This is a genomic window from Massilia sp. LMS1-1-1.1 (genome assembly GCF_040815535.1).
Lineage (GTDB): Bacteria > Pseudomonadota > Gammaproteobacteria > Burkholderiales > Burkholderiaceae_D > Janthinobacterium > Janthinobacterium aestuarii.
The window spans coordinates 190,221-208,400 of the sequence record NZ_JBFPNG010000012.1 but is presented as its reverse complement, the minus strand read 5'-3'; the positions used below and the strand labels follow the sequence as shown (position 1 = coordinate 208,400).

Here is an 18,180-nt window from a genome sequence, read left to right as displayed (position 1 = left end):
GTTGACTGCTGCTGGTATGGTGCTACTTTAGCCAACGGCCGCGAACAAGGCCACCGGCTTGCGACCAGCGGCGAAAAACAGGGAGCGAACGGTGAAAAACGGGGACTGAAGCGCGCAGAATAGTTACAAGGCGTCCTTGACGAGACGCCCTAACCGGCTGATAGCCTGCTCAATGCGCGGCGTCCACGGATTGCCGCAATTGAGGCGCAGATAATTGCCGAACTTGCCCGAGGCCGAGAACAGCTGGCCAGGCATGTACGCCACGCCTTCCGCGATGGCTGAGCCATGCAAGGCCAGCGCATCGATTTGCGGCGGCATCTGCACCCACAGCACGAAACCGCCCTGCGGCTCGGACAGCATGCAATCCGCCGGAAAGCTGGCCGCCACGGCGTCGGACATGCGGGCGATGCGCTGCACCAGGGTGCGCCGCATCTTGCGCAATTGCTGGTCGTAGCTGCTGCCCTCCAGAAAATCGGCCAGCACGGCCTGGAAGAAATGGCTGGTGGCGCCGCTCGACACGGTTTTCAGCAAGGCCACTTCCTGCGCGAAACGCCCGGCCAGCACGTAACCGACGCGCGACGCAGGGGTAATCGCCTTGGAAAACGAGGAGCACAACAACACATTGCCGCTCGTATCGTAGGCTTTCACGGGCCACGGCCGCTGCGGGGCAAAGCACAGGTCGCCATATACATCGTCTTCCACCAGCGGAATATTAAATTCCGACAGCAGCCCCGCCAGGCGCTTCTTGTTTTCTTCCGGCATGACGCAACCGAGCGGGTTGTTGGCGTTCGGCACGAACAAACACGCTTGCACGAGGCCGGCACGCAGGGCCAGCTCGAGCGCGTCGAGCGACGGCCCCGTCTTCGGGTCGGTGGGAATTTCCAGCGCCTTCATGCCCAGGCTTTCGATCATCTGCAGCAGCACGAAATACGTGGCCGACTCGATGGCGATCGTGTCGCCGGGCTTGGCGACGGCGCGCAGGCACAGGCTGATCGCTTCCGTGCAGGAATTCGTCACGACGATCTCGTGCGGGTCCAGCTTGCCCCAGTCCAGCGCGCGGCGCGTCACCTGGCGCAGGAAATTGCTTTCGCTGACGTCGTAACAGCTGACCTTGCTCAATAAAGCGGGCTCGCGCCGCGCCACGGCGCTGATGGTGCGCTGCATGCGCTTGATGGGCAGTATCTCGTCGGGCGGCCAGGCCGTGCCCAGCTGCACGATATCGGGCGCCTCGTTTTCCTTCAGCACGCGCATCAATAGGTTGTTGATGCCGACAAAGGCCGGCTCCTTCAAATGCTGGGCGTCCGCGCTGCACGGGCGGCGCGGCGCGCGGTGGCGCACGAAATAGCCGGACTGGGGCCGCGCATCGACTTGCCCCCGGTCTTCCATCAGGCGCAAGGCTTGCATCACCGTGCTGACGGAGATGCGCTTTTGCTGCGCCAGGTGGCGGATCGATGGCAGGCGGTCGCCGGGCGCGAAGACGCGCGCGTCGATCAAGGCGCCGAGCTCGTTGGCCAGGTGCTCGTACAGATTCAAATGCGCGCTCATGTTCATCCCTTCAGTATGCGGCCGGCGCGCGTGGCCGGCACAGATACAGTTGCCGATTTTTTTGACAAGCACAGTGTACGACAAGGGACACTGTGCTCATGACAATTTCGTTTTCCTGCATCTGTCATGGTTTACGGCAAGCGCCTAAGCTGTTCCTGTCAGCACAACAGGAGCGATGCCATGCATACCGACCACGAATTACGCAGCGAACGGCCCTTACGCCTGGAAAACGCGCACGCCAGGGTCATCGAATGCCTGTCCGGCACGGCGTGGATCACGGCCTACGCCCAGTTCGAGGATTGCGTGCTGCGCAGCGGCGAACGCTATACGATACCGAACGACGGCCTGGTGCTCGTCGAAGCCGTGGGTAGCGGACACATCCGCGTGCATGGGACCGCCGCTCCGCGCCCTGCCCTGCTGCGCTGGCTGAACCTGGCACTGCCTCACACACTGATCACAAGGAATACATGACACAAGCTCCACTGCGCGTCCTCGTCACGGGCGCCGCCGGCATCATCGGCACCGCTTTCTGGAAGCGCCGGCACGGGGAATTCTCCCTGCGCCTGGCCGACCTGCACACAGGCAAGCTGGCCGAAGCACCCTGTCCCGCGATTCAGCTCGATGTCGCCGACTATGCCGCCTGCCTGGCTGCCTGCATGGATATCGACGTGGTGCTGCACCTGGCCGGCGTGCCGCACGCCAGCGCCGATTTCGATGCACAACTGCTGCAGCCGAACATCGTCGGCACGCACAACATCTTCCGCGCGGCACAGGAACAGGGAGTGAAAAGAGTCGTGCTTGCCAGCAGCGCGCAAGCCATCGAAGGCTATCCGCTGGACGTGCAAGTGCAGGAAAGCATGCCGGCGCGCCCCGCGAACATGTATGGCGCCAGCAAGGCCTTTGGCGAAGGCGTGGCCTCGGCCTTTGCGCACCAGCATGGCATGACGGCGATTGCCGTGCGCATCGCCAACGTGGCCGACTTTGCGCCAGGCCAAGAGCACAGCGCGCGCGACATCGCCGCCTTCATCAGCGAGCGTGACGTGGTGCAATTGCTGGCCCGCTGCGTGACGGCGGACGTACCGGCCGGTTACCACGTCGTGCATGGGGTGTCGGACAACCGCTACAAGCGGCTGTCGATCGCGGCGACGCGCCAGCTGGTCGGCTACGCACCGCAGGATGACGGTTTTACCTTACTGGGTTTATAACCTCAGCCTTTTCCCGCTTTGCGATCCAGCTCGCGCAGCCAGGCCAATTTATCGGCAATCTTGCTTTCCAGACCGCGCGGCACGGGCTGGTACCAGCCCGGTTCGGCCATGCCGTCCGGAAAGTAGGTTTCGCCAGCCGCATACGCATCGGGCTCATCGTGCGCGTAGCGGTAGGCGTGGCCGTAGCCGAGTTCCTTCATCAGCTTCGTCGGCGCATTGCGCAAGTGCACGGGCACTTCCTTCGACTTGTCTTTCTTCACAAACGCCATGGCCGTATTGAACGCGTTATAGCCGGCATTGCTTTTCGCGGCGATGGCCAGGTAGATGACGGCCTGGCCCAGCGCCAGCTCGCCTTCGGGCGAACCCAGGCGTTCATACGTTTCTGCCGCGTCATTGACCATGGTCAAGGCACGGGGATCGGCCAGGCCGATGTCTTCCCAGGCCATGCGCACGATGCGCCGCGACAAATAGCGCGGATCGGCGCCGCCGTCGATCATGCGGCAAAACCAGTACAGGGCCGCATCAGGGTTCGAGCCGCGCACGGATTTATGCAGCGCGGAAATCTGGTCATAGAAATTGTCGCCACCCTTGTCGAAGCGGCGCGAATTGAGGGTCAGTGCGTTGTCGACGAAGGCCGCGTCGATCCTGGTCGTACCCGTCGAGCTGGCGGCCGTCTCGGCCTGTTCCAGCAAGTTCAGAAAGCGGCGCGCATCGCCATCCGCATAGCCGATCAGGGTGTCGGCGGCAGCCTCATCAAACGTCAGATGCGTCAGGGCCGTGGACTGCGCCTTGGCCAGCAACTGTTTCATCTCGTCTTCGTTGAGCGATTTCAACACATACACTTGCGCGCGCGACAGCAGCGCCGAGTTCACTTCAAAACTGGGGTTTTCAGTGGTGGCGCCAATAAACGTCACCAGGCCCGATTCGACGAAGGGCAGCAAGGCATCCTGCTGCGACTTGTTGAACCTGTGGATCTCGTCAACGAACAATAAAGTGTGCTTGCCAAACTGGTCGAGGCTGTGGCGTGCCTGATCCATGGCCGCGCGGATATCTTTTACCCCAGCAAACACGGCCGACAGGGCGATGAATTCGCTGTCGAAGGCGTTCGCCATCAGCCGCGCCAGAGTCGTCTTGCCCACGCCAGGCGGCCCCCACAAGATCATCGAATGGGCCTTGCCCGCCTCGAACGCGAGGCGCAGCGGCTTGCCCACGCCCAGCAGATGCGTCTGGCCGATGACTTCATTCAGGGTAGCCGGCCGCAAGGCTTCGGCCAGCGGCTGGCGCGGTGCGGTGGAAAAGAGATCCGCCATAATATTTACCGGGTAAGAATGCAAAGGCCCCGCATCGCTGCGAGGCCGGTCAAAAACAAAACGTCAAGAATCAATTATTGATGACATCCGCGCCCTTGGGCATGACAAATTGAAAGTGATTGGCAGATAGGGCCGGGTTTTTCTGAAAATTCTTGAACGCCAGCACCGACGTCTGCCCGAACGAATCGCGCAACTCCATCGCTTCCGGCACGCCATTGCGCAGGCCGATGGTGATTTCGTCGAACGTCGTGTCCTTGGCTTTCGGCGTCGCTTTCAGCCATTCCAGGCCATCGCGCGTGCCCGCTTCGGCCAAGGTGAAATTCTTTTCCAGGTCGTTGCTGCCGAACAAAATCGCCGCTGGCGAGGAGCCGAGCGCGTCGCCCAGTTTCTTGACCGTCACCTGGCTCAAGTCCTTGTCATAGATGTACAGCTTGTCGCCATCGGCTTGCAGCAGCTGCTCGTACGGCTTCAGATAGGTCCAGATGAACTTGCCTGGGCGGGCAAACTCGAACGTGCCGCTGGCTGGCGTCGACACTTTGGCCTTGCCGCTGGCGTCAGCCTTCTTGACCTGGCGCTGCACGAACTCGCCCTTGGCCGACTTGGTGCCGGCCGCAAAACTCTTGAATTGTTCGAGGGCGCTGGCCGAGGCACTGGCCGCGAACAGCAGGCCGCAGGCGACGCTGGCCGCGCCGATCATCATTTTTGCTGCGAAAGTCGTATTCTTCATTCTGTTTTACCCTTGTTCACTACTGGCCGCCGGCACCAGGATTTCCCGGTTGCCATTGGATTGCATGGTTGATACCACCCCGCTCTGCTCCATCTGCTCAAGCAGACGGGCGGCGCGGTTGTAGCCGATGCGCAAATGACGCTGCACCAGCGAAATCGAGGCACGGCGGTTTTTCAGCACCACCGCCACCGCCTGGTCGTACAGGGCATCGGCCTCGCCGCCGCCCTCGCCCGGTACGCCGCCTTCGGCGCCGTCGCCTTCCAGGGTGCCGCCTTCGAGGATGCCCTCGATGTAATTCGGTTCGCCCTGCAGCTTCAAATGGCTGACGACTCTGTGGACTTCTTCATCGGACACGAACGCGCCGTGCACGCGCATCGGCAAACCGGTGCCGGGCGGCATGTACAGCATGTCGCCCATGCCCAGCAAGGTTTCCGCGCCCATCTGGTCGAGAATGGTGCGCGAGTCGATCTTCGACGACACCTGGAACGCGATACGCGTGGGGATGTTCGCCTTGATCAAGCCCGTGATCACGTCTACAGATGGGCGCTGCGTGGCAAGAATCAAGTGCAAGCCGGCGGCGCGCGCCTTTTGCGCGATACGCGCGATCAATTCCTCGACTTTTTTACCCACCACCATCATCAAGTCGGCCAGCTCGTCGATGATGATGACGATGGTCGGCAGTTTTTCCAGCGGTTCCGGCGAATCCGGCGTCAGGCTGAACGGATTCGGAATATGTTCTTCGCGTTTTTTCGCGTCTGCAATCTTCGCGTTGTAGCCAGCCAGGTTACGCACGCCCATCTTGCTCATCAGCTTGTAGCGGCGCTCCATCTCGTTCACGGCCCAGTTCAGCGCGTGGCCGGCCTGGCGCATGTCGGTCACCACGGGCGCCAGCAAGTGCGGGATGCCTTCATAGACGGACATTTCCAGCATCTTCGGATCGATCAGGATCAGCCGCACGTCGAGCGGGTCGGATTTGTACAGCAGCGACAAAATCGTCGCATTGATGCCCACGGATTTACCGGAACCGGTGGTACCGGCCACCAGCAAGTGCGGCATCTTCGCCAGGTCGGCCACGACGGGCTTGCCCGCGATATCCTTGCCCAGCGCAATCGTCAGGCTGGAGACGCCATCGTTGTAGACCTTGGAACCGAGGATTTCCGTCAGGCGCACGATCTGGCGCTTGGTGTTCGGAAGCTCCAGCGCCATGTAATTCTTGCCGGGAATGGTTTCCACCACGCGGATGGAAGTCAGCGACAGCGAACGGGCCAGGTCGCGCGCCAGGCCCACGATCTGGCTGCCTTTGACACCCGTGGCCGGCTCGATTTCATAGCGCGTGACGACGGGGCCGGGGTAAGCGGCCACTACCTTGGCATCGACGCCAAAGTCCGACAATTTCTTTTCGATCAGGCGGCTCGTAAACTCCAGGGTTTCCACGGAGACCGTTTCCACCACGGGCGGCGCTTCATCGAGCAAGGACAGCGGCGGCAGCTTGCCATCGCCCAGGTTCTCGAACAGATGGGCCTGGCGTTCCTTTTCCACGCGCTCCGATTTCACCACCGTCACCACCTGCGGTTCAATCTTCACGGGCGGCGCGGCCACATGTTTCTCCACGTGTTTGGCCCGTTCGATGACCACCACTTCGTCGCGGCGCACGGCGGCCACTTCGCCCTGGCGGCGGTCTTCGCGGTCCTGGTAGCGCAGCACGAACCAGTTGACGGCGTCTTCGATGGCACCGCCGATGCGCTCGGCCACTTGCAGCCACGACACATGGAAGAACAGGGAAAAGCCCAGGCCGAACAGCAGCAACAGCAGCAAGGTGGCGCCCGTGAAGCCAAAGGCCACGTGGGCCGAGTGCCCGACCAGCTGGCCCAGCACGCCGCCCGGATCGCGCGGCAGCTGCACGTGCAAGCTTTTTGCCATGCGCAGGTATTCGAGCCCCATGCTGCCGATCAGCATGATGGAGAAGCCGACGATGCGGATCAGCATCTCGACATGGTGCTCGCGCTCCACCTCTTCCTCTTCCAGCAGGAAGCGCTTGCTCAGGCGGCGATAGCCATGCCACACCGTGCGCAGCAGCCACACGCACCACCACCAGGCGGAAAAGCCGAAGATATACAGCAGCAAATCGGAGAAGGTCGCGCCGAGCTTGCCGCCCAGGTTGGCCACCTTGTCGACATTGGTGGCGTGCGACCAGCCGGGGTCGAGCTTGTTGAAGCTGGCCAGGATCAGCACGAAATACAAGGCAAACGCGGCCAGCGCGAACCAGCGCGCCTCGGACAGCAGCCGCACCAGCCGGTTGGGCAGGGGCCGGCGTTCGACCGGTTTTCGGGTGTAGCTATTTTGATTGGCCTGGGCTGGTTTAGTCATTCTGGGAAGCGCTGCAAGGTGAAAAATGTTTCTGAAAGGGAATTTCCCATAATAAGGAAGTATTCTAAGCCATATATGCCCCGGACGGCCCCACGATTCGTCGCTACAGGCGGCTTGGTCTATAATCGTGGATTGCTTGCGCAAGCGCAATACGCCCTTGTTCTTCGCGCGTATGCCCCCAATTCGGATAGACCCCACTCATAGAGAAGCCTCCCATGACCACTACCAAACACGCCCGCGTTTTGATCCTCGGCTCCGGCCCAGCCGGCTACAGCGCCGCCGTCTACGCCGCCCGCGCCAACCTGAACCCGATGCTGGTCACCGGCGTGGAACAAGGCGGCCAGTTGATGACCACCACCGACGTGGAAAACTGGCCTGGCGACCCGATGGGCGTGCAAGGCCCGGACCTGATGCAGCGCTTGTTGCAGCACGCAGAGCGCTTCAATACAGAAATCGTGTTTGACCACATCCACACGACGTTCCTCAATGAAAAACCGATCCGCCTGAAGGGCGACAGCCACGAATACACGTGCGACACCCTGATCATCGCTACGGGCGCATCGGCGCAATACCTGGGACTGCCATCGGAAGCGGAATTCATGGGCAAGGGCGTGTCCGCCTGCGCCACCTGCGATGGTTTCTTCTACCGCAACCAGGAAGTGGCCGTTGTCGGCGGCGGCAACACGGCCGTCGAAGAAGCGCTGTACCTGTCCAACATCGCCAATAAAGTCACGCTGATCCACCGCCGCGACAAGTTCCGCGCGGAAGCGATTTTGATCGACCGCCTGAACGCCAAGGTTGCCGAAGGCAAAATTGTGTTGAAATATAACCACACCCTGGACGAAGTGACGGGCAACGAAGGCGGCGTGACGGGCCTGAACATCAAGTCGACCATCGACGGCAAGGTCGAGGCGCTCTCCGTGCATGGCGTGTTCATCGCCATCGGCCACAAGCCGAACACGGGCATCTTCGAAGGCCAGCTGGACATGCACAACGGCTACATCAAGACCAAGACGGGCCTGGAAGGCATGGCCACGGCCACCAGCGCACCGGGCGTGTTTGCCGCCGGCGACGTGCAAGACCACATCTACCGCCAGGCTATCACCAGCGCCGGCACGGGTTGCATGGCAGCACTGGACGCCCAGCGCTACCTGGAAGGCCAGGAGTAAGCGTCGCATGGCGTCGATGAAAGACTTTGCCGACCTGAAAGCGGTCAGCAAGCAACTCAAGGAGCAGGCCGATGCGCGCGCCCAGGCTGAAGCTGAGCGCGCCAAACAGGTCAAGGTGCAGGCCGTGGAGAGCAATCTGTTCAAGGCCAGCATCGGCGGCGTCAAGCGCCTGCCCGAGTCGGACCGCTACGTGCCCAGCCTGCCCAAGACGGGCACCATGGCGGCCCAGCAACCGGCCCGCAAGTTGTCTCCGGAAGAGGACGATGCGGCCGTGCTGCGCGAGTCGCTGTCGGACTTGTTCGAAGTCGACCATTACCTGGAAAACGATCCGGCCCTGAACTACGCCCGTCCCGGCGTGGGACCGGACGTGATCAAAAAGATGCGCAAAGGCCACTGGCCCATCCAGGATGAGCTGGACTTGCACGGCTTGCGCCGCGACGAGGCGCGCGACGGCATCGGCGCCTTTCTGAACCAGGCCACGCGGCGCAAGCTGCGCTGCGTGCGCGTGATCCACGGCAAGGGTTTCGGCTCGAAAGGCCAGGAACCGGTCTTGAAATCGATGGTGCACAGCTGGCTCGTGCAAAAGGATGAAGTCATCGCCTTTTGCCAGGCGCGCCGTTCCGAAGGGGGCGATGGCGCGCTCGTCGTACTGCTTTCTTCCGCCCTGCAGCCCATCCGCTGAGCACCGCAGCAAGAAATCACAATTCAGTAACAAGTTAGCTCACGCACACGGCCCCGTTTGTCACCATTCGGGGCCGTGTCATGTTAACCTGTGACAATTATTTCCTGCTTAGCGTCTCGTGCACGCGCTCCACCCATGATGCCACCCCAATTGCCGCCTGGCTCGCTGATCAAGATCATTGAGGTCATCGCCATCCTGGTGGGCGCGTTTTCCGGCTTCATCGAAGCGCGCCGCAAGCGCATGGACCTGGTCGGCGTGTTCGTCGTGGCCTTCATCACGGCATTCGGCGGAGGCACCTTGCGCGACATCCTGCTCGACAAGCGGCCATTGTTCTGGGTTTCGCACCAGGAATACGCGATTCTCATCTTCGTGCTGGCCCTGACGGCCGCGCCCTTGATCCAGCACTTGCGCCAGATCGTCTCGGAACGCCTGATCGTCATCGCCGACGCCATCGGCCTGGGCATGTTCGCCATCGCGGGCGTGGCCGAAGCTACGCGCGCCGGCATGCCGCTGTTCATCGCATCGATGATGGGGGTGATTACGGGGATTTTTGGCGGCGTGATGCGCGACATCGTCTGCAACGAAGTGCCGATGGTGTTTCGCGACGGGAAACCGTACGCGATCTGCGCGTTTTTCGGTTGCTGGGCTTATCTGCTGCAGATGCACTTCGGCGCCGAGCATGACTTCGCGCTGTGGACCAGCGCCAGCGGCATCACGATTCTGCGCCTGATTTGCTGGAAATTCGATATGCGGCTGGGACGCTGAAGCGCGCTGAGGGCTAATTCGGCGGTTTTTTGGCTCAGCAGCGTCGGCTTACGCGCTGGCGCGCTAAGCCGACCTACGGCATGACACCTTGCTACGCGTAGGTCGGATTAGGCTCAAAGAGCCGTAATCCGACACCATTGCTGGCCCAGACTTACACCGCGTCCGGACCTGTCTCACCCGTGCGGATGCGTATCACCTGCTCCACGTCGCGCACGAAAATCTTGCCGTCGCCGATCTTGCCCGTGCGGGCTGCCTTGATGATGGCGTCGACCACCAGTTCCGATACGCTGTCGTCGACCACCACTTCGACTTTGACTTTCGGCAGGAAGTCGACCACGTACTCGGCGCCGCGGTACAGCTCGGTATGCCCCTTCTGGCGGCCAAAGCCCTTCACTTCCGTCACGGTCAAGCCCGTCACGTTCACATCGGCCAGGGCCTCGCGTACTTCGTCGAGCTTGAATGGTTTGATGATGGCGGTAATCTGTTTCATGGCTTTCTCCTTATTGATAATCGACAATTCTTCACCAACTGGCTTAACGGGACCCCGCAAAACCGTAGCGAGCAAGTTCAATACCGGGCTGAGTAGCGGAGCCGTACTTTAAGTACGGTGAGCAACGGATGCCCGGTAGTGAGCTGCGCAGCAGGTTTGGCGGGGTTCCCCTCGTTATTCGTAGAACTTGGAGGTGATCGGGTAGCGCCAGTCGCGGCCGAAGCCCCGGTGCGTGACGCGGATGCCCACCGGCGACTGGCGCCGCTTGTATTCATTGATCTTGATCAGGCGCGTGATTTTCGCCACGTCGGCCGGCGGGTAGCCAGCCTCGATAATGTCGGCGATCGGCCGGTTTTCTTCCATGTACAGCTGCATGATGCCGTCGAGTACGTCGTATGGCGGCAAGGAATCCTGGTCCAGCTGGTCGGCGCGCAATTCAGCCGACGGTCCGCGCGTCAGGATGCGCTCGGGTATCACGTCCGACACACTGTTGCGCCAGGCGCACAAACGGTACACGAGCGTCTTGGCGATATCCTTGATCACGGCAAAGCCGCCCGCCATGTCGCCGTACAGGGTGCAATAACCGACAGCCATCTCGCTCTTGTTGCCCGTCGTCAGCACGATGCTGCCATGCTTGTTCGACAGGGCCATCAGCAAGGTGCCGCGGATGCGCGCCTGGATGTTTTCTTCCGTCGCGTCTTCCGCCAGTCCGGCGAACTCGTCAGCAAGGGTGGCGCGGAAGGCATCGAAGGTGTGCTTGATCGGAATTTCATCGTAGCGCACATTGAGGCGTTTTACCATGTCGCGCGAATCGATCCACGAGATATCGGCCGTAAATTGCGATGGCATCATGACGGCGCGCACCTTGTCGGCGCCCAGCGCATCGACGGCAATCGCCAGGGTCAGGGCGGAATCGACACCGCCCGACATGCCGATCAGCACGCCAGGAAAACCGTTCTTGCCGATATAGTCGCGCACGCCCAGCACCAGCGCCTGGTACACCTGCGCCTCGGTGGTCAACGGCGCGGCCAGCGGCTGCGGCACGGGCGTGGCGCCGTCGAACTCGACCAGTTGCAAGTCTTCCTCGAAGTGGCGCAGCTGGGCGCACATCGTGCCGGCCGCATCCATGACGAACGAGTCGCCATCGAAGATCAGTTCATCCTGGCCACCGACCAGGTTGGCGTAGACCAAGGCCATGCCTTGCGCACTGACATTCTTGCGCATGGTGTCATAGCGCAGATGCTGCTTGTTCATATGGTACGGCGAGCCGTTCGGCACCAGCAGCACTTGCGCGCCGGCCGCGCGGGCGCGCATCGGCGCGTGCTCGAACCACGTGTCTTCGCAGATATTGATGCCGAAACGCACGCCTTTCACGCCAAACACGAATGCCTGGTCCGACGACGTGAAGTAACGCTTCTCATCGAACACGGTCGTGTTCGGCAAATCATGCTTGCGGTAGGTGCCCAGCACTTCGCCGTTCAGCAACACGGAGGCGGCGTTGCGGCGCACGCCCTTCTCGTCTTGCAGGGGCAAGCCCACCACCACGTGCAGATCCTTGAACTGGGCCAGGTCGGCAGCCAGTCCCGCAAACGCTTCCTGCGTTTTTGCGTAGAATGCATTGCGCAGCAATAAGTCCTCGGGTGGATAGCCGACCAGCGACAGTTCCGGCGTGAGCACGATATCGGCGCCCGCTTCAAAGGCGCGGCGGGAAAGGTCGAAGATCTTGGCACGGTTGCCGGCCAGATCGCCGACCGTACTATTCATTTGAGCAATTGCGACTTTGACTGTCATGATGATGATGGATATTTTCGTTCTATTAAACAAGACAGGGGCGCGCAGGCCGGTGGCGGCGCCCCGAGAGTGATGAATGCACACTACAACAATGAATTATCGCACGGCTATCGTCACTACCCTGGCTGAAATTGGCGAAGCGGCCTGGTCTGAACTGCTGGCAAGCCAGGCGGACGCCACTCCCTTCCTTTCCTACGCCTTCTTGCACGCGCTGCACGAGTCCCGCTGCGCCAGCGCGGATACGGGCTGGCAGCCGAATTACCTGGTGCTGTGGCAAGGCGAAACCTTGGCCGCCGCCCTGCCCCTGTACCTCAAAATGCACTCGTATGGCGAATACGTGTTCGACTGGGCCTGGGCCGACGCCTATCGGCAACATGGCCTTGAATATTACCCGAAACTGCTGTCCGCGATACCGTTTACGCCCGTCAGCGGCACGCGCCTGCTGGCCCGCGATGGCGAGGCGCGCACCGCCCTGCTGGCCTATCTTCAAGCCCAGCAGCAAGCGGCCGACGTCTCGTCATGCCACATCCTGTTCCCGCCGGAAAGCGAAGCGCGCCAGTTGGAGGAAGCTGGCTACCTGATGCGTAGTGGCGTGCAGTTTCACTGGCTCAATCCCGGCTACACGGATTTCGAGCAATTCCTCGCCACCCTGGAACACAAGAAGCGCAAGAATATCCGCGCCGAGCGGCGCAAGGTGCGGGAAGCGGGCGTCACCATGCGCCAGGTGCGCGGAGCGAACGCCACGGACGCGGACTGGAAACTGTTCCACCGCTGCTACAGCAATACCTATGCGGAACACCGCTCCTCGCCCTATCTGTCGCTGGACTTCTTCCGGCGCATAGGCGCCAGCATGCCGGAAAACATTCTCTTGGTGATCGCCGAGCGCGAGGGCCGGGCCATTGCCGCCTCGCTGGTGATCCACACGGCTGACACCCTGTATGGCCGCTACTGGGGCGCGCTCGAGCACGTGCCCTGTCTGCATTTCGAGACGGCGTACTACCAGCCGCTGGAGTTTTGCATCGCCAATGGCATCGCCACCTTCGAAGGGGGTGCCCAGGGCGAGCACAAGATGGCGCGCGGCTTCCTGCCGCAAAAGACATGGTCCGCCCACTGGCTGGCGCACCCTGCCTTTGCCGACGCCGTGCAGCGCTTCCTCGAACGCGAACGGGGCGGCATCGATGCCTACCTCGATGAATTGAACGAGCACAGTCCGTTTCGCGCATAAAAAAACGCTCCCGGCCATGACTGGCGGGGAGCGTTCTTCTTACTCGGTGTTCTTAGGCTTTGGCGGCGTCGGTCTTGAACGCTGCAACGCCGTTCAGGATTTCTTCCTTGGCCACTTCAGGGCCATACCAGCCATCGATCTTGACCCATTTGCCTTTTTCCAGATCCTTGTAGTGCTCAAAGAAATGCTGGATCTGGCGCAGACGCAGTTCGTTCAAGTCTTCCGGCTTTTGCCAGTGGCTGTAGATCGACAGGACCTTGTCGACAGGCACGGCCAGCACTTTTGCGTCTTCGCCCGACTCGTCGGTCATTTTCAGCACGCCGATAGGACGGCAGCGCACGACCACGCCCGGGATCAGCGGGAACGGGGTGATGACCAGCACGTCAACCGGGTCGCCGTCCGGCGACAGGGTGTTCGGCACGTAGCCATAGTTGCACGGGTAATGCATGGCGGTACCCATGAAGCGATCGACGAAGATCGCGCCGCTTTCCTTGTCGACTTCGTACTTGATCGGATCGGCATTCATCGGGATTTCGATGACGACGTTGAAATCGTTCGGCAGGTCGCGGCCGGAAGAGACGTTATTCAAACTCATGGGATTCCTCATTAGCGGGTGGTGTTTTAACCGCGCAATTATAGCGAAGTACAGGCCGCTTGTGCGACGCAGCAGCGGCCCGCCGGCGTTTTGCGCGTCCTGCCAGCAACAGTGGCGCGCCCGGCCCGCTGGCCTGCGCAGCCTGCCGTCGAGAGTATAAAAAGGTCGCCGGAAATAATAAGTAGAAACACTTAAGCATTACTACGGTCAGTCCCGAGTTAATACCATCAATATCCGCCTATTTTCATTTCAATATCACCATGCGGCAAACATGGTTATTATATTTGATATTGCATTTTATGCAGCCACTTATAACAACAGCGTCAATCTTATTCTCCCCGCAATGCGGGCGCATGACGACGTCGCCGCATCAACACACTCCTCCAGCCCGGGAATTCCCTCTTCCAGCATAATATTTGCGCTTATTTGAAGCATTTATTTATTCAAATGGCGGCCCTGCCAAAAAATGGCGCGACCAGAAGACATTCATCAATTCTGATAAACTGTCACATTCTGGTGTTTCCAAAACTTCGCATACTCTGCAAACAAAGCCTTCGCTAGATTCAATATGGCGCATCACGCGCCACCGATAAATCCTTGCAAAAAGGAATATGATGATTCCCTCTTTCCGGCCCGGGCCTTTATTAAAGGTCACCGGCGTTATTTTCATTCTGTTTGGCCTCGCCCTGCTGGGCGGCGGCATCTGGCTGGCCTCTCTGGGCGGCTCCTGGTACTACCTGCTGGCCGGTATCGGCATGCTCGTTGCCGGCGCTCTGGTGTTCCAGGGCAAGCGCAGCGCGCAAGCCTTCATGGCGCTGCTGCTGATCGCCACTCTCATCTGGTCCGTCATTGAAGTGAAATTCGACTGGTGGCAATTACTGCCGCGCCTCGACATCTGGTTTGCCGCCGCCGTCTGGCTGCTGCTGCCCTTCGTCAACCGCCGCCTGGCGCCAGCCGCCGCGGCGAAACAGGGACAAGCGGGCAAGACGGCGCTTTCCGCCGCCGTGGCCCTGACCGTCATCGCCGGCGTCATTGCCCTGTTCCAGGACTACGATGACCTGCATGGCGACGTACCTGCCGAAAACATGGCCGCCACCGCCACGGGCGACCTGGCGCCCGGCGTCGAGCACAATGACTGGTCCGCATATGGCCGTTCCGGCTATGGCGACCGCTATGCTCCGGCCGCGCAGATTACGCCTGCGAATATTTCCGGCCTGAAAGAAGCCTGGACTTACCACACGGGCGACTTCAAGGGACCGAACGACCCGGGTGAAATCGCCAACGAAGTGACGCCGCTGAAGGTCAATGACATGCTGTACCTGTGCACGCCGCACAATATCGTCATCGCCCTGAACCCGGACACGGGCAAGGAAATCTGGCGCCACGATCCAAAGATCAACCGCGACGCGGCCAGCTACCAGCACATGATCTGCCGTGGCGTGGCGTACTGGGACGTGAACGCGGGCCGCGCGAAGAACAATCCCGCCCCCGAAGCTGCCGGCATGGAATGTCCGCGCCGCATCCTGGCGCCAACCATGGACGGCACCATGATCGCCGTCAACGCCGATACGGGCGAGTCGTGCAAGAGCTTTGGCAACAATGGCGTCGTCAACCTGTACAAGAACATGGCGATGATCAAACGCGGTTTCCTGATGCCGACCTCGCCGCCGGCCGTGTCGCAGAAAATGGCCGTGATCGCCGCCAGCGTGACGGACAACCATTCGACGGAAGAGCCATCGGGCGTCATCCGCGGCTACGATCCCGTCACCGGCAAGCTGATGTGGAACTGGGACCCTGCCACGCCGGAAGATACGCAGCCCTTCCCTGAAGGCAAGAACTACACCAACAACTCGCCCAACTCGTGGGGCGTGGCCAGCATCGATGAAAAGCTGGGCATGGTCTACATTCCGATGGGCAATGAAACCCCCGACACCTGGGGCGGCAACCGCAACAAGAATGGCGAGAAATTCAACAGCGCCATCGTCGCGCTGGACCTGGCAACGGGTAAAGTGCGCTGGGTCTACCAGACCGTGCACCACGATATCTGGGACATGGATATCGGCGGCCAGCCTAGCCTGGTCGACATCGACACACCGAAAGGCAAAGTGCCGTCCGTCGTGGCCACCACCAAGCGCGGCGACATCTACGTGATCGACCGCCGCGACGGCAGCCTGGTCGTGCCGGCGCCGGAAAAACCCGTGCCGACGAGCAATCCTGCCGCCGGCGACACCCTGTCGCCCACGCAGCCGTTCTCGGCCCTGACCTTCCTGCCAGAGCGCAATATCAGCGAAGCGGACATGTGGGGCACGACGCCGTTCGACCAGCTCGCCTGCCGCATCATCTTCAAGGAACGCCGCTATGAAGGCCCGTTCACGCCGCAAACGGCTGGCAAGGGCGCCGTCATCTCCCCGGGCCCACTGGGTATCTTCGAATGGGGTGGCGCGGCCATCGATCCCGTGCGCCAGTTGTTGATCGTCAACCCCGACTACATGGGCTTCCTGGAAAAACTCGTACCGCGCGCGGAAACGACGGCCAAGGGCGGCACCGGCGGCGAAATGGGCTTGCAGCCGCAGACGGGCGTCCCGTTCGCCGTGGAAATCAAAGCCTTCTTGTCGCCGCTGGGCTTCCCGTGCCAGGCACCGCCATGGGGCTATGTGGCCGCCGTCGACCTGCGCACCATGAAAAAAGTGTGGATGCACAAAAATGGCACCACGCGCGACAGCGGCCCCGTGCCGATCCCGCTGCCACTGGGCGTCCCCAGCCTGGGCGGCATGGTCACCACCGGTGGCGGCGTGACCTTCCTCAGCAGCACGCTCGACTACTACATCCGCGGCTACGACGTCAGCAACGGCAAAGTGATCTGGAAAGCCCGCTTGCCAGCCGGCGGCCAGGCTACGCCGATGAGCTATGTGTCGAACAAGTCGGGACGCCAGTTCGTCGTCGTCATGGCCGGCGGCCACGGTTCGCTGGGCACGAAGATGAGCGACACCCTGGTCGCGTATGCCTTGCCGGAAGGCGCCGCCGCACCGAAGAAGTAAATAGCAAAGTAGCAGCGCAAAAAAAAGCCGTTCAGTCTGCACTGAACGGCTTTTTTACGTCTGGAGAAACAGTTTACAGGATGGTTGCCAAAGCGCACTGCCGGTAATGGGCGGCAGCCTGTTCCGTCTGCTGCAAGGCGTCGTGCATCTGCGCCAGCTTCAGGTGGGCGTCGCGCACCATTTGCGGCTCGTTCGCGTCCGACAAGGCCTGCTCCAGGTGGCGCTGGGCCTTGCCCCACAGTTTTTGCTTGAGGCACAAGGTACCCAGGGTCAGCGCCAGTTCCGCATCGAGCGGACGCTGTTTCATCCATTGCTCGCAATGCTCGATCTGCAGCAGCAAGGCCGGCGTGCCGCTTGGCGCCGCCGCTTCGCGGTAGGCGCGCACGACTCTGTCGTCCCAGTCGGCGGCCAGCGACTCTTCGCACACGAGGCGCGCTTCATCATGCAGGCCGCGCGCATTCAGGGCCGTGGCGGCGCGGCAGGCGATGTACGGCTTGACCCGATCCGCGCTCGGCACGGTGGACCAGACGCGCATCAGCGATTCCGCGTCATGCGACGGGTCGGACAGCAAATGATCGTAGGCCAGCTCGCGCAGGCGCGACGACAGGGCCGGATGCAGGGCGCGGTGCTTGTCGAGCGAGCGCACGAGGCGCAGCACTTCCGGCCAGTTCTTCGCCTGCTGCTCGGCCTTGAGCGACCATTGCAGCGCGTGGATATGGCGCGTGCCGCTGGCATTGAGTTCGCGCACGGCGGCCAGCGCCGCTTCAGGCTGGTGGTCGTCGACCAGCAATTCCGTCACCGTCATCAACCGGGCCGTCTTCAGGCTGGCATCGCCTTCGACGCGGGAAAGCCAGCTGTCGCGGCGTTCGGACTGGCGCATGCGGTGCGCGGCGCGCGCGCCGATCAGCGCGGCCAGGCCGGCGTTTTCTTCCAGCTCGGCGGCGCGCAAGGCAGCTTTTTCCGCATGACCGAAACGGCCTTCGAACAGGGCTTTCAAGGCTTCGCGCAAGCCCTTGTTGCCATCGCGCTCACGCTTGCGCTGGCGGTAGGCCGCCACTTGCGCCGGCATGCGCACGGTGGCGCGCACGGCGCGCACCAGCAGGTACAGCAGCACGAACAGCACGACCTGCAGCAGCAGGAAGAAGTTCAGCGACAAGTCGATGCGGTATGGCGGATAGAACAGCACCACGTTGCCAGGGTTGAAACGGGCCGTCACGGCGATACCGATCGCCGCGGCCATCAGGGCGAGTAACCAGAGAAATAGACGCATG

Annotated in this window: 15 protein-coding genes; 7 read left to right on the top strand and 8 right to left on the bottom strand. The window is 61.5% G+C overall.

Going from position 1 to position 18,180, the window contains the following annotated elements; all coding sequences use genetic code 11:
* Positions 1–123: 123 nt before the first annotated feature.
* Positions 124–1,545, bottom strand: coding sequence for an aminotransferase-like domain-containing protein (locus MRBLMS1_RS10925; protein ID WP_485879421.1), 1,422 nt, complete (start codon positions 1,543–1,545; stop codon positions 124–126).
* Between the two features lie 180 nt (positions 1,546–1,725).
* Here MRBLMS1_RS10925 and MRBLMS1_RS10920 point away from each other — a divergent pair, with 180 nt between their 5' ends.
* Positions 1,726–2,016, top strand: coding sequence for a DUF2917 domain-containing protein (locus tag MRBLMS1_RS10920; protein ID WP_157808911.1), 291 nt, complete (start codon positions 1,726–1,728; stop codon positions 2,014–2,016).
* Complete coding sequence (locus tag MRBLMS1_RS10915; RefSeq protein ID WP_485879420.1) at positions 2,013–2,750, top strand: NAD-dependent epimerase/dehydratase family protein; 738 nt, start codon at positions 2,013–2,015, stop codon at positions 2,748–2,750. Before MRBLMS1_RS10920 ends, MRBLMS1_RS10915 begins: the two co-directional genes overlap by 4 nt.
* A 2-nt stretch (positions 2,751–2,752) precedes the next feature.
* Here the strand turns inward: MRBLMS1_RS10915 and MRBLMS1_RS10910 are convergent, their stop codons facing one another.
* From MRBLMS1_RS10910 to MRBLMS1_RS10900, 3 genes are all read right to left on the bottom strand, one after another.
* A complete protein-coding gene (locus MRBLMS1_RS10910; RefSeq protein WP_139090973.1) occupies positions 2,753–4,060 on the bottom strand; it encodes a replication-associated recombination protein A in 1,308 nt (435 codons plus the stop codon).
* A gap of 70 nt (positions 4,061–4,130) precedes the next feature.
* Positions 4,131–4,787 carry an outer membrane lipoprotein chaperone LolA gene (lolA, locus tag MRBLMS1_RS10905; RefSeq protein WP_485879419.1) on the bottom strand — a complete coding sequence of 219 codons (657 nt, stop codon included), beginning with the start codon at positions 4,785–4,787 and terminating at the stop codon, positions 4,131–4,133.
* 6 nt (positions 4,788–4,793) lie between these two features.
* Positions 4,794–7,154 carry a DNA translocase FtsK gene (locus MRBLMS1_RS10900; protein ID WP_070304042.1) on the bottom strand — a complete coding sequence of 787 codons (2,361 nt, stop codon included), beginning with the start codon at positions 7,152–7,154 and terminating at the stop codon, positions 4,794–4,796.
* Positions 7,155–7,369: 215 nt separating this feature from the next.
* Between MRBLMS1_RS10900 and trxB the strand changes: the two genes are divergently transcribed.
* The 3 genes from trxB (at position 7,370) to MRBLMS1_RS10885 (ending at position 9,770) form a co-directional block, all read left to right on the top strand.
* On the top strand, positions 7,370–8,323 hold the full coding sequence (trxB, locus tag MRBLMS1_RS10895) for a thioredoxin-disulfide reductase (protein WP_034758671.1): 954 nt from the start codon (positions 7,370–7,372) through the stop codon (positions 8,321–8,323).
* Between the two features lie 7 nt (positions 8,324–8,330).
* Positions 8,331–9,005: a Smr/MutS family protein gene (locus tag MRBLMS1_RS10890; RefSeq protein WP_485879418.1), complete on the top strand. Its 675-nt coding sequence runs from the start codon at positions 8,331–8,333 to the stop codon at positions 9,003–9,005.
* A gap of 135 nt (positions 9,006–9,140) precedes the next feature.
* Positions 9,141–9,770 (top strand): trimeric intracellular cation channel family protein, encoded by a 630-nt coding sequence (locus tag MRBLMS1_RS10885; protein ID WP_034758680.1) that lies wholly within the window; start codon positions 9,141–9,143, stop codon positions 9,768–9,770.
* Between the two features lie 151 nt (positions 9,771–9,921).
* Here the strand turns inward: MRBLMS1_RS10885 and MRBLMS1_RS10880 are convergent, their stop codons facing one another.
* Both MRBLMS1_RS10880 and MRBLMS1_RS10875 read right to left on the bottom strand, forming a co-directional pair.
* Positions 9,922–10,260, bottom strand: a complete 339-nt coding sequence (locus tag MRBLMS1_RS10880; protein ID WP_034758685.1) for a P-II family nitrogen regulator — start codon at positions 10,258–10,260, stop codon at positions 9,922–9,924.
* 174 nt (positions 10,261–10,434) lie between these two features.
* Positions 10,435–12,051: an NAD+ synthase gene (locus tag MRBLMS1_RS10875; protein WP_485879417.1), complete on the bottom strand. Its 1,617-nt coding sequence runs from the start codon at positions 12,049–12,051 to the stop codon at positions 10,435–10,437.
* Between the two features lie 91 nt (positions 12,052–12,142).
* Between MRBLMS1_RS10875 and MRBLMS1_RS10870 the strand changes: the two genes are divergently transcribed.
* A complete protein-coding gene (locus MRBLMS1_RS10870; RefSeq protein ID WP_485880068.1) occupies positions 12,143–13,276 on the top strand; it encodes a GNAT family N-acetyltransferase in 1,134 nt (377 codons plus the stop codon).
* A 52-nt stretch (positions 13,277–13,328) separates the two neighbouring features.
* On the opposite strand, the gene ppa is transcribed toward MRBLMS1_RS10870, so the two are convergent.
* Positions 13,329–13,871: an inorganic diphosphatase gene (gene ppa / locus MRBLMS1_RS10865; protein WP_034786159.1), complete on the bottom strand. Its 543-nt coding sequence runs from the start codon at positions 13,869–13,871 to the stop codon at positions 13,329–13,331.
* A gap of 611 nt (positions 13,872–14,482) precedes the next feature.
* On the opposite strand from ppa, the gene MRBLMS1_RS10860 reads away from it, so the two are divergent.
* Complete coding sequence (locus MRBLMS1_RS10860; protein WP_485879416.1) at positions 14,483–16,909, top strand: membrane-bound PQQ-dependent dehydrogenase, glucose/quinate/shikimate family; 2,427 nt, start codon at positions 14,483–14,485, stop codon at positions 16,907–16,909.
* Between the two features lie 73 nt (positions 16,910–16,982).
* Here the strand turns inward: MRBLMS1_RS10860 and MRBLMS1_RS10855 are convergent, their stop codons facing one another.
* Positions 16,983–18,179, bottom strand: coding sequence for a heme biosynthesis protein HemY (locus MRBLMS1_RS10855; protein WP_128139954.1), 1,197 nt, complete (start codon positions 18,177–18,179; stop codon positions 16,983–16,985).
* Position 18,180 lies beyond the last annotated feature (1 nt).

Excerpts from the sequence above, each read along its gene's own strand:
- MRBLMS1_RS10875 (WP_485879417.1), bottom strand. The coding sequence starts at position 12,051 with ATGACAGTCAAAGTCGCAATTGCTCAAATGAATAGTACGGTCGGCGAT.
- MRBLMS1_RS10925 (WP_485879421.1), bottom strand. The coding sequence starts at position 1,545 with ATGAGCGCGCATTTGAATCTGTACGAGCACCTGGCCAACGAGCTCGGC.
- ppa (WP_034786159.1), bottom strand. The coding sequence starts at position 13,871 with ATGAGTTTGAATAACGTCTCTTCCGGCCGCGACCTGCCGAACGATTTC.
- MRBLMS1_RS10880 (WP_034758685.1), bottom strand. The coding sequence starts at position 10,260 with ATGAAACAGATTACCGCCATCATCAAACCATTCAAGCTCGACGAAGTA.
- trxB (WP_034758671.1), top strand. The coding sequence starts at position 7,370 with ATGACCACTACCAAACACGCCCGCGTTTTGATCCTCGGCTCCGGCCCA.
- MRBLMS1_RS10860 (WP_485879416.1), top strand. The coding sequence starts at position 14,483 with ATGATGATTCCCTCTTTCCGGCCCGGGCCTTTATTAAAGGTCACCGGC.
- MRBLMS1_RS10910 (WP_139090973.1), bottom strand. The coding sequence starts at position 4,060 with ATGGCGGATCTCTTTTCCACCGCACCGCGCCAGCCGCTGGCCGAAGCC.
- MRBLMS1_RS10885 (WP_034758680.1), top strand. The coding sequence starts at position 9,141 with ATGATGCCACCCCAATTGCCGCCTGGCTCGCTGATCAAGATCATTGAG.
- MRBLMS1_RS10915 (WP_485879420.1), top strand. The coding sequence starts at position 2,013 with ATGACACAAGCTCCACTGCGCGTCCTCGTCACGGGCGCCGCCGGCATC.
- MRBLMS1_RS10920 (WP_157808911.1), top strand. The coding sequence starts at position 1,726 with ATGCATACCGACCACGAATTACGCAGCGAACGGCCCTTACGCCTGGAA.
- MRBLMS1_RS10890 (WP_485879418.1), top strand. The coding sequence starts at position 8,331 with ATGGCGTCGATGAAAGACTTTGCCGACCTGAAAGCGGTCAGCAAGCAA.
- MRBLMS1_RS10900 (WP_070304042.1), bottom strand. The coding sequence starts at position 7,154 with ATGACTAAACCAGCCCAGGCCAATCAAAATAGCTACACCCGAAAACCG.
- MRBLMS1_RS10855 (WP_128139954.1), bottom strand. The coding sequence starts at position 18,179 with ATGCGTCTATTTCTCTGGTTACTCGCCCTGATGGCCGCGGCGATCGGT.
- MRBLMS1_RS10870 (WP_485880068.1), top strand. The coding sequence starts at position 12,143 with ATGAATTATCGCACGGCTATCGTCACTACCCTGGCTGAAATTGGCGAA.
- lolA (WP_485879419.1), bottom strand. The coding sequence starts at position 4,787 with ATGAAGAATACGACTTTCGCAGCAAAAATGATGATCGGCGCGGCCAGC.